This window comes from Micromonospora sp. KC606, from assembly GCF_004348675.1.
Taxonomy (GTDB): Bacteria; Actinomycetota; Actinomycetes; order Mycobacteriales; family Micromonosporaceae; genus Micromonospora.
The window spans coordinates 1-9,563 of record NZ_SMKN01000223.1 but is presented as its reverse complement, the minus strand read 5'-3'; the positions used below and the strand labels follow the sequence as shown (position 1 = coordinate 9,563).

Annotated in this window: 11 protein-coding genes and 1 tRNA gene; 6 read left to right on the top strand and 6 right to left on the bottom strand. The window is 70.0% G+C overall.

What is annotated here, in order from left to right; genetic code table 11:
• Positions 1 to 6 precede the first annotated feature (6 nt).
• Positions 7 to 513 carry a DUF2231 domain-containing protein gene (locus E1193_RS26980; protein WP_132185991.1) on the bottom strand — a complete coding sequence of 169 codons (507 nt, stop codon included), beginning with the start codon at positions 511 to 513 and terminating at the stop codon, positions 7 to 9.
• Positions 514 to 667: 154 nt separating this feature from the next.
• Between E1193_RS26980 and E1193_RS26975 the strand changes: the two genes are divergently transcribed.
• Complete coding sequence (locus tag E1193_RS26975; protein ID WP_132185990.1) at positions 668 to 1,285, top strand: pyridoxamine 5'-phosphate oxidase family protein; 618 nt, start codon at positions 668 to 670, stop codon at positions 1,283 to 1,285.
• Between the two features lie 55 nt (positions 1,286 to 1,340).
• Here the strand turns inward: E1193_RS26975 and E1193_RS26970 are convergent, their stop codons facing one another.
• From E1193_RS26970 to E1193_RS26960, 3 genes are all read right to left on the bottom strand, one after another.
• On the bottom strand, positions 1,341 to 1,733 hold the full coding sequence (locus E1193_RS26970) for a nuclear transport factor 2 family protein (RefSeq protein ID WP_132185989.1): 393 nt from the start codon (positions 1,731 to 1,733) through the stop codon (positions 1,341 to 1,343).
• 100 nt (positions 1,734 to 1,833) lie between these two features.
• Positions 1,834 to 2,070, bottom strand: a complete 237-nt coding sequence (locus E1193_RS26965) for a hypothetical protein (protein WP_132185988.1) — start codon at positions 2,068 to 2,070, stop codon at positions 1,834 to 1,836.
• Positions 2,071 to 3,311: 1,241 nt separating this feature from the next.
• Complete coding sequence (locus tag E1193_RS26960) at positions 3,312 to 4,328, bottom strand: YafY family protein (protein ID WP_132185987.1); 1,017 nt, start codon at positions 4,326 to 4,328, stop codon at positions 3,312 to 3,314.
• Between the two features lie 62 nt (positions 4,329 to 4,390).
• Here E1193_RS26960 and E1193_RS26955 point away from each other — a divergent pair, with 62 nt between their 5' ends.
• Complete coding sequence (locus tag E1193_RS26955) at positions 4,391 to 5,527, top strand: epoxide hydrolase (protein WP_132185986.1); 1,137 nt, start codon at positions 4,391 to 4,393, stop codon at positions 5,525 to 5,527.
• A 256-nt stretch (positions 5,528 to 5,783) separates the two neighbouring features.
• Positions 5,784 to 6,644, top strand: coding sequence for an NAD(P)H-binding protein (locus E1193_RS26950; RefSeq protein ID WP_132185992.1), 861 nt, complete (start codon positions 5,784 to 5,786; stop codon positions 6,642 to 6,644).
• 163 nt (positions 6,645 to 6,807) lie between these two features.
• Here E1193_RS26950 and E1193_RS26945 read toward each other — a convergent pair whose 3' ends face one another.
• Positions 6,808 to 7,125 (bottom strand): 2'-5' RNA ligase family protein, encoded by a 318-nt coding sequence (locus E1193_RS26945; RefSeq protein WP_243707921.1) that lies wholly within the window; start codon positions 7,123 to 7,125, stop codon positions 6,808 to 6,810.
• On the opposite strand from E1193_RS26945, the gene E1193_RS33480 reads away from it, so the two are divergent.
• Both E1193_RS33480 and E1193_RS26940 read left to right on the top strand, forming a co-directional pair.
• Positions 7,033 to 7,302 carry a hypothetical protein gene (locus E1193_RS33480; RefSeq protein WP_243707922.1) on the top strand — a complete coding sequence of 90 codons (270 nt, stop codon included), beginning with the start codon at positions 7,033 to 7,035 and terminating at the stop codon, positions 7,300 to 7,302. The two genes, E1193_RS26945 and E1193_RS33480, sit on opposite strands and share 93 nt — an antisense overlap.
• A gap of 67 nt (positions 7,303 to 7,369) precedes the next feature.
• Positions 7,370 to 7,672, top strand: a complete 303-nt coding sequence (locus E1193_RS26940) for a tyrosine-type recombinase/integrase (RefSeq protein ID WP_207922880.1) — start codon at positions 7,370 to 7,372, stop codon at positions 7,670 to 7,672.
• 17 nt (positions 7,673 to 7,689) lie between these two features.
• Here E1193_RS26940 and E1193_RS26935 read toward each other — a convergent pair.
• Positions 7,690 to 7,763 (bottom strand) — tRNA-Thr (locus tag E1193_RS26935).
• Positions 7,764 to 7,885: 122 nt separating this feature from the next.
• Here E1193_RS26935 and E1193_RS26930 point away from each other — a divergent pair.
• On the top strand, positions 7,886 to 9,563 hold a 1,678-nt coding region (locus E1193_RS26930; protein WP_132185984.1), incomplete at its 3' end, for a metallophosphoesterase.

The following is a 9,563-nucleotide window of genomic DNA, read 5'->3' as shown; positions in this document are numbered from 1 at the left end:
GTTCTGTCATCGCACGTCTCCGATCCGCTGGGTGGCCGCCGGGGGCCGCAGTGAGCTGGGGGCGTCCAGGCCGGCCTCTGGGTCGACGCCGACGCCGAGCCGGTCGACCAGTTCGCCGCCGAGCCAGGCGCTGATGCCGAGCAGGGCCACCGCGACCACCTCGATCGCGATCAGCGCGCCGCCGGCCGTCCGGGACTCGGCGTTGAGCCGGACCGCCCAGACGGCGGCGAAGAGCAGGACCACCGCGACGTTCGCGGCGGCGTGGGTGAGCGCCACCCGCTTGGCGCGGGTGCCGGCCGGGATGGCGAGCAGGTCGACCGTCCCGGCCGCCGCGGCCAGCAGGCCGCCGACGAGGCCGACGGTGATGTTCCAGTACGCCGCCTCGCCCAGGAAGTCGGGACCACCCACCGCGTCGACGATGTCGAAGAGGGTGCCGGTGACCAGGAGGGCCAGCGGGAACATCACCAGCATCGGGTGCACAGGGTGACCGAGCACCTTCAGTCGGCTCTCCATGGTGGGCCTCCACTGCTCGCGTCCGGGCGCTGATGGGCCGGTACCCCCGGCACCGGTGGGCAAACCTCGGGCTCGCCAGCGCCGCCTACGCTGACGGACGGTGGCCGGTGTCCACCGGAGGCGCCATCGGGGTCAACGGACGGGGAGGGCGGACGTGACGGTGGAGATCACCTCGCCGGAGGAACTACGTGAGCTACTCGGGGCACCGATGCCCCGGGCGGTGGCCAAGGAACGCGTCGTGCTGCACGAACGGGACCGGCAGTGGCTGGCTGCCTCCCCGTTCTGCCTGGTCGCCACGGCCGGGGCGGACGGCAGCTGCGACGTCTCACCCAAGGGCGACCCGGCCGGGTTCGTCAAGGTGCTGGACGAGGCCACCCTGGCACTCCCCGAGCGGCCCGGCAACCGGCGCGCCGACGGCTACCGCAACATCCTGGACAACCCGCACGTCGGGCTGATCTTCCTGATTCCTGGGCGCACGGACACCCTGCGGATCAACGGCCGGGCCCGTCTCGTCCGCGAGGCACCGTGGTTCGACGACATGGTGGTCAAGGGGCATCGGCCGATCCTGGCCATCGAGGTGGCCGTCGAGCAGATCTTCTACCACTGCGCCAAGGCGTTCCTCCGCTCGGAACTGTGGCAGCCGGAGACCTGGCAGCCGGAGGTGCTGCCGCCCCGACCCCGGCTCGTCAAGGAGGTCGAGAACACCCCCGACAGCCTCGCCGAGTTGGAGCGCCGCTACGGCCCGGAGTACCTGAACAGCCTGTACGGGTGAGCACCGGCCTGCCGCGCGCCCGGACGACCCGGTAGCGTCGGGGCGGGAGCGCTGGTCAGCTGTCGTCGGGACGGGCGGACGTCGGCTGCGTCGGCCAGAACGGCCACTCCTCGAAGGAACAACAGCGCCCGTCCTCCGCGAACCGCATGATCCACACGTCGCGGTACTCCTGGTCGGCCGGGTCGCCGTACCGGACCTCCACCCGCGCCACGGCGGTGTCCTCCTCGACCGCGACGATGTCGCTGGTCATCCGGAACGCCTCGTCGGGGCCGTCGCGCCCGTCCTCCCACATCCGGGCCAGGGCCTGCAGGCCGACGACCGGCGACCGGTACGGTCCCTGCCGGTAGCTCACCCCGTCGGTGAAGATCGCGGCGAGCGCCGCCGTCCCCGGTGTCCGCCAGGCCCGCTCGTACGCCGCGATCCAGCCGGTCACCTGCTTCCTGTCCATCGGCCCAGCCTGCCACCCGGTCGGCCGCCACGACCGCGAACCGGCCAGCCCGCGGTCGGCACGGCCAGACGTGGGCGTATGACGCGGGACGACAGGCGCCTCACCCGCGCGGTGCGCGCGACTTCGGGCAGTTGAGTTCGCTCCTCAGGCGGCCGATCTCGGCGGCAAGCTGAAGCCCTGTGGCGTTCTGCGGAGGCGTCGCGCGATAGGTGTCGTCGAGCCGCACCACCAGGTCGCACAGGCTCCGCTCGGAGGCCCGGGCGACCGAGTTGGCGTACACCATGGAGGAGATGGCGACCACCGCCGCGAACACCAACGACGCGAACACGACCTGCATGGCTCGAGACGGCACGCGCCAGGAATCAGCCGTCATCTCACTCACCCGTTCCGTAGAGCGGCGGCGATGGCGACGGCGGCGACGGCGAGTCCTGCGGCCGAGACGGCGATGGCGAGTTGGTCGTACCGCTGCCGCCATTGCTTCGCAGCGACAGTAGGCCGACACCCGCCGGGATTCCGAGGATCGCCACAAACGTCCCCAGGAGAACGGCGTTGGCCTGGCCGGGCGGCACGATCGCCGTCTGGTGCGCTATCCCGCCGAGGCCAACGAAGATGCAACCGCCGTCTAGAATGATCCTGATTGCTCGTTCTGCTCTCACTGCCCACAGGTCCTAACCCTTTCGCCACCTCCTGGCCGTCGCTCGCCGAGTGGGCAAAGCACCAGTTGGCTGATCGAGGTTGATACGCCTGGAGGCCGCACTCCCCACTGGTGCCAGCGGCACCGCGGGTGCGCCTGCCCAGGCGACGCACTGCGCCGGGCGTACCTCCACGGTAGCGGGACAGAAGGCGAAAGCCCAGGTCAGAGCGCTATCTGCAAACTGATCACAAGCCCCCGGCCCTCCACATGGAAGACCCGGCCGGCCCCTGTCGTGGTGGTTGGTCGAGGGCTGCGCAGCCCTCGACGGCCAGGACGCCGGACAGCACGATCGTCAGGAGGCGACTGTCCACCGGCTTCACAGGAGTAGCCCTGTCTGGATGAGGTCAGCATCCGGTCGACCACCGTGATGCCGCGGCGGCCCGCCTGACAGAGCGGACAAAAAGCGACATGGCCACCGCAACACCCGCGGGCCGCCGGCATCATCGCGAACCGTTCGCGCCCGTGGGCGTCGCCGGGAACCATCGCGATCTCGAACCCTCCGCCGCCCGGGCGGCGGCCCGGGCCACGTTGACGCGGACAGACAGCGGCCGATCCCACGTGTCCAGGCATTTGAACCTGATCGCCGACGGACGTTGTCGGAGGGCTTCCGGGGAGCGACTCAGGACCGCATAGATGAACGCGAGACCCTGACCAACGTTCCTGCTGGTCAGGGTCTCGCCCTGGAGCCGCCTGACGGAATCGAACCGTCAACCTACGCTCCTCGAACCCTGTGATCTTGGCGTCGTCATCGACTGTCGGTATTTGGCGCTGAGCTGCGCCGACCCCGTTGACGAGGGCTCTCGCGGCTGTGTGTCAGGCGTATCAAGAGGTTCACGAAGATCAGCTCGGCGCCCTCGGCCTGGTTTCAACGCCGCGGTGACCTGTCAGTTGCCCGCCGCCGGCACGCTGGCCCCCTTCGCGGACGCCGCAGCGTCCGTCGACGGCCCCGCCGCCCGGGCGGCCCGGCCAGCCAGCTCCCGTAGGAACGCCACCAGTTCTGGTGGCTCGTGCACCTCGAACTCGCAGCCAAGCAGCAGCAGCCGCCAGGCCGTCCACTCCACGGTGTCGGTGTGGCTGCTCAGCCGGCAGCTGCCCGCGTCGATGGGCTGCAGGTCGTCGGGGGAGTCGCCGACCCGCCCGGCCACCGCCTCGATCGGGGCGTACAGGGTCGCCACTGTCTGGTAGACCGGGGCCAGTTCGAGCAGCTTGCCGGTCACGTACGCGGCCGCGTCCGCCGCGGGCAGCGGACGCGGCGCGGTACGCACTCCGATGGGCGTCGGCTCCCCGATCCGGTCCACCCGGAAGATCCGCCAGTCGTCCCGGTCGTTGTCGTAGCCGACGAGGTACCAGCGCCGCCCCGCCGATACCAGCCGGTACGGCTCCACCCGGCGCTCGCCGTCCGTGCCGTCGTGCCGGCGGTACGGGAAGCGCAGCCGTTCCCGGTTGGTGATGGCTGCGGCCAGCGTTGTCAGCCGTTCGGGGTCGACCGTGGGCCGGTCCCAGGTCAGTAGTGGCTCGGTGGCCGCACCGAGCGTGCCGACCCGGTGCCGCAGTTTGACGGGCAGGACCTGTTCCAGCTTGGCCAGCGCCCGTACCGAAGCCTCCTCGATGCCGGCCACCGCGTGCCCGGCCGCGGTGCGCAGCCCCACCGCGATCGCCACCGCCTCCTCGTCGTCCACCAGCAGCGGGGGCATGGCCTTGCCGGCGGTTAGCCGGTATCCACCGACCGCGCCCATCGTGGCGTGCACCGGGTAGCCCAGTTCGCGAAGCCGGTCCACGTCGCGGCGAACAGTCCGCAGGCTCACGCCCAGCCGCGCGGCCAGCTCCCTGCCTGGCCACTCGCGGGGGGTCTGCAGCAACGACAGCAGGGACAACAGCCGGCCCGGGGTGTCTGAGGACATGAGCCAAGAATGCCAACCATGTGTGCCAAATTCTGTCCTATATCGACTCTAGCGTGGTTCGCATGACGCCATTCCGGATCGACATCCCGCAAGCCGACCTCGACGACCTGCGCGACCGGCTGACCCGTACCCGCTGGCCCCGGCAGCTGCCCGGCGACGACTGGAGCCGCGGAGTGCCGGTGGACTACCTACGGGACCTGGTCGACCACTGGGTAGGCGGGTACGACTGGCGCGCCCAGGAGGCGCGGCTGAACCAGTTTCCCCAGTTCATCACCGGCATCGACGGGCTGGACGTGCACTTCCTGCATGTACGCTCCCCGGAGCCGGACGCGCTGCCGCTGATCCTCACGCACGGCTGGCCGAACTCATTCGTCGAGTTCGTCGAGCTGATCAGCCCGCTGACCGACCCTCGCGCGTACGGGGCCGACCCGGCGCACGCCTTTCACGTCGTGGTGCCGTCGGTGCCGGGCTACGGCTTCTCGCAAGCCCCGCCGCGAACCGGGTTCACGATCGACCGGGTGGCCCGGATGTGGGCGCAGCTGATGGCCCGCCTGGGCTACGACCGGTACGGCACCCAGGGCGGCGACCTGGGTGCCTACATCGCGCCAGCGGTGGCCGCAGCGGACCCTGAGCACGTGGTCGGTGTGCACATCGATGGCGGGTTCGGCTTCCCGACCGAGGCCGACGTGCCGGACATGAACGACGCCGAGCGCGCCGAGTGGCAGATGATGCAACAGTGGATGAGCGGCGGTGTGGACCATCACGCGCTGCTGCGGGCGGCGCCGCAGACCTTCGCGTACGCCTGGAACGACTCGCCGGTCGGGCTGCTGGCCTGGCTGATCAACAAGTTCAAGGAGTTCAGCATCACCGTGGACACGCCTGAACAGGCCATCGACCGGGACCTGATGCTGACCAACGCCTCGCTGTACTGGTTCACCGGCACGTCGGGATCGTCCTCGTGGCCGATGTACGACCGCGTGACCCTGGCCGAGGATGGCAGTTTCGCCTGGCCGAAGGGGCAAGACCTGGTGCCGTCCGGCGTGTACGGGGGCGGCTCCGCCCTGATGCGCCGCCTCGCCGGGCGGGACAACAAGATTGTTCACTGGCCGGAGGAAAACCCCGGCGGCCACTTCGTGGCGATGGAGGTGCCGCAGGACCACGCCGTAGACATCCGAGCGTTTTTCGGAGCGTTGCGGTGACGAACCTGACGTAAACACAGGCGTGCGCCCGGCGCCTGGAGCGGCAGACGCTCCGAGCGCCGGCACTGACCTGCCGATGTAGACCGGCGCGCAGTCCGCGATGCCGCCCCCCGTACGAACACAGCCACCGCCTGCTCACCCCGAGCAGACCGATCAGGTGGTGACCATCGCGAACACGTTGCTGGACGGCGACCTGACCACCGACGAACTGACCGACCAGGTCGCCCGCAAGCCAAACGAAACAGAAGGAACGCGCATGAAGATCTTGGTAACCGGGGCGACGGGGTTCGTCGGCCGGAACGTGGTGGACCAGCTCGTCCGGGCAGGCGTGAGCGTACGGGCACTGACCAGGAATCCGGCGGCGGCGAAGCTACCACCACAGGTGGAGGTCGTCGAGGGCGATCTGACCGCGCCGGACAGCTTGGCACCCGCACTGGCGGGTGTGGAGAAGATGTACCTGTTCCCGGTGGAGCAGGCCGCGCGGGAGGTCGTCGCGTTGGCCGAGCGGGCCGGGATAGGCCGGGTCGTGGTGCTGTCCGGAGCCGCGGTAACGGTCGGCTTGGACACCAACCCAGTGGAGCAGGCCGTCGAGGACTCCGGTCTGGAGTGGACACACGTGCGCCCGTGCGGGTTCATGACCAACATGCTGCAGATCTGGGCACCGACCATCCGGGCCGGGCGGGTGGTGCGCTACCCGTTCGCTGACGAGCCGATGAACCTCATCCACGAGGCCGACATCGCCGAGGTCGCGGTGGCCGCGCTACTGGAGGACGACCACCACGGCAAGGCGTACACCCTGACCGGTCCGGCGTTGGTCACCGTCCGTGAACAGGTCGCGGCCATAGCGGCAGCACTCGGTGAGCAGGTCCGCTACGAGGAGGTCAGCCGCGAACGCGCCCGCGAGCTGATGAAGGCGCAAGGCGGCTTCGCCGCCGAGTCGGCCGACCTGATGCTCGGCTTCGTCGAATACAGCGGCGACACACCCGAAGGCGGCGGCTACGCCGCCCAGGACTGGTCCGCGCTGATGCGTATCTGGCCCGATGTGGAACAGGTCACCGGACACCCGCCGCGCACGTACGCCCAATGGGCCCGTGACCACGTCGCGGACTTCCGCTGACCGCCGCACCGAATCCCGGGCGTCCCTTTCCGCATCGAACGGGACGCTCGGGCGCGACATCCGCGCCCTCGAGAAGCGGAACATCGCGTCCGGGCGGTCCGATCGCCGAGAACCGGGCCGAAAGAGGCACCAACCTGCGCCACGTTCCGGACGCGGCTCCGAGCTAGCCGAGCGGCATTCGGGCGACGACTTGCCATTCGTACATGTGCCGGTCCCGGTGCGTCTCGATCAGGTCCACGTGGTCGATCGTGACGGCGACGGCCTTCGGAACTACGGACCGCACTGCCTGAACGTAGGGCTCGGATGGGCCATCGGCGGTTAGGTGGGCGACGCTCACGTGAGGCCGGTAGCGGCTGGGGTCCTCGGGGACCTGGTCCTCACCGACAACGTGCCCGATGACGGTTCGGGTAGCGGCTCGCAGTCGTTGGACAGGTTCGGCAGGGAGCGCGGGCATGACGATGGCCTCGTCAGCAACAACGATCCCGCCGAACTGGACGGTGACTGCGGGCATCTGTGCGAGCTGCCTGCCTTCTCGATGATGGCGGTCAGTGTCGCGTCGCCGGTCTCGTCGGTGAAGCCGACGCCCTGCATGGTGAGGTGTAGCCACTGGTCCGGGATCAGCGTCACGGTGGGAGCGGTGATCAACGCCGACCGGTAAGTCCGCCAGGCGGTACAGCTCGGGCTGATCCTCGAAGGTCACATGGAAGGCGTAGAAGCGCCGGCCGATCTTCGCGCCGGCTGCGGCGTCGGTCGGGCTGGCCGGGCTTACTCCGCACGACCTGCGGCACACGGCGGCGAGTCTGGCCGTGGCGGCGGGCGCCAACGTCAAGGCGGTGCAGCGGATGCTTGGACACGCCTCGGCGTCGATGACGCTGGACGTGTACGCCGATCTCTTCGGAGACGACCTGGACGCGGTCGCCACCCGGCTGGACAAGGCGGTCGCGGCGCGAAATGCGGACTATTTGCGGACTGGCACGTCCGACGGCGCTGTCGTGGACCTCGGGAAACGGCGAAGCCCAGGTCTCTGACCTGGGCTTCCGCACTGAGCCGCCTGACGGAATCGAACCGTCGACCTACGCATTACGAGTGCGTCGCTCTAGCCGACTGAGCTAAGGCGGCAACGATCAGCAAGTGTACGCCACCGGGCACCGGTCGGCCGAGGGGGTTCCCCACCGCGATTCCGGAACATCCGGCAGTTCCGCGACAGCGGGATCGACGGACGCGGACTACGCTGCGCCGGTGTGACGGACGACGCAGGAAGCCACCCCGAAGCCGTACCCGCCGAGGACGCTCCCGGCGAGCGGGCCGCCCGCCGGCCACGCAGCGCCGACCCTGTCGAGTTGGGCTTCACCCCTCGCAGGCCGGTGCCGTGGCTCGCGCCGTTCCTGCTGATCAGCACCGGCATTCGTACGCTGCTGGCGATGCTGTTCGGGGCGTATCTGGACAAACGGGAGCTGCAGAACGCCCTCGATGCGCGAATCAGCAGGCAGGTGGGGCCGGACGGCGGGCTGTGGCTGGACTACGTGGCGGACCTCGGGGACGGCTTCAACGCCACCTACTCCATTGCGTACCTGCTGGCGCAGCCGGAGCTGACGGTGGACGGGCACCGGCTGCCCCGGGCACAGACGCTGGTGATGGGGGGCGACCAGGTCTATCCGTCGGCAGGCTACGAGGCGTACGAGGACCGCTGCAAGGGGCCGTACCAGGCGGCGCTGCCCCTCCCCCCGCCGGAGCGGCCGACGCTGTTCGCCGTCCCCGGCAACCACGACTGGTACGACGGCCTGACCGCCTTCCTCCGGCTCTTCGCCCGCTCCCGGGACCGCCACTTCGGCGGTTGGGGCACCGGCCAGGCCCGCTCGTACTTCGCGGTCGAACTGCCGGCCGGCTGGTGGCTGCTCGGCATCGACGACCAGTCCGGGTCGTACCTGGACGATCCGCAGCTCGCCTACTTCGACGAGGTGGCCCGGAGACTGGGGCCGGGCAGCCGGGTGATCCTGGCGGTGCCGGCGCCCACCTGGGTCAAGGCCGTCGACCATCCCACGGCGTACGACTCGATCGACTACTTCATCCGTACGATCATCGCCCCCACCGGGGCGCACGTGCGGCTGCTGATCTCGGGCGACCTGCACCACTACGCCCGGTACGTTGGCCCGGAGCGGCAGCTCGTCACCTGCGGCGGGGGCGGCGCCTATCTCTATCCGACGCACAAGCTGCCAGAGCGGATCGAGGTGCCGCCGAAGGACACCCTGTCCCGGCGGGCCAGCCGCACCCGGTCGTACGAGCTGGCCGGCCGTTACCCGGACGCCGCGCGCTCCCGCCGGTACGGCTGGGGAATCTTCCCCCGGCTGCCGATGCGCAACCCTGGTTTCACCACCCTGCTCGGCACCCTGCACACCCTGTTGATGCTGGCCATGGCCGGGGTGGCCGAGAACCGGGCGGGCGCCACCGAGCAGCGACTGTTCAGCGTACCGCTGGTGGTCATGTTGGGGGTGACGTTGCTCGGTGCGGCAGTCTTCGCCAAGCCGCCCACCGCCGGCGGGAAACGGTACGTGCGGCACTGGATCCTGGGGGCCGGGCACGGCATGGCCCATGTGGGGCTGGCCGTCGCCGGCACGTGGGTGTGGCTGGCCCTGCCGTTCCACGCCTGGTCGTGGCCGCTGCCCGTGGCCGCCGCGACGGTCGTCTACGGCCCGGTGATCGGGTTGGTCGCCAGCCAGGTGGTGGCGGGCTACCTGCTGGTCGCGGGCGGCTTCGGGGTGAACCTCAACGAGCTCTTCGCCGGTCAGGGCATCGAGGACGCGAAGTGCTTCCTGCGGATGCGTATCGCCCCGGACGGCACCCTGACCATCTACCCGGTCGCCGTCGACCGGGTGGCCCGCGACTGGCGCCTCAACCCCGACCAGTCCCCCACGGCCAGTT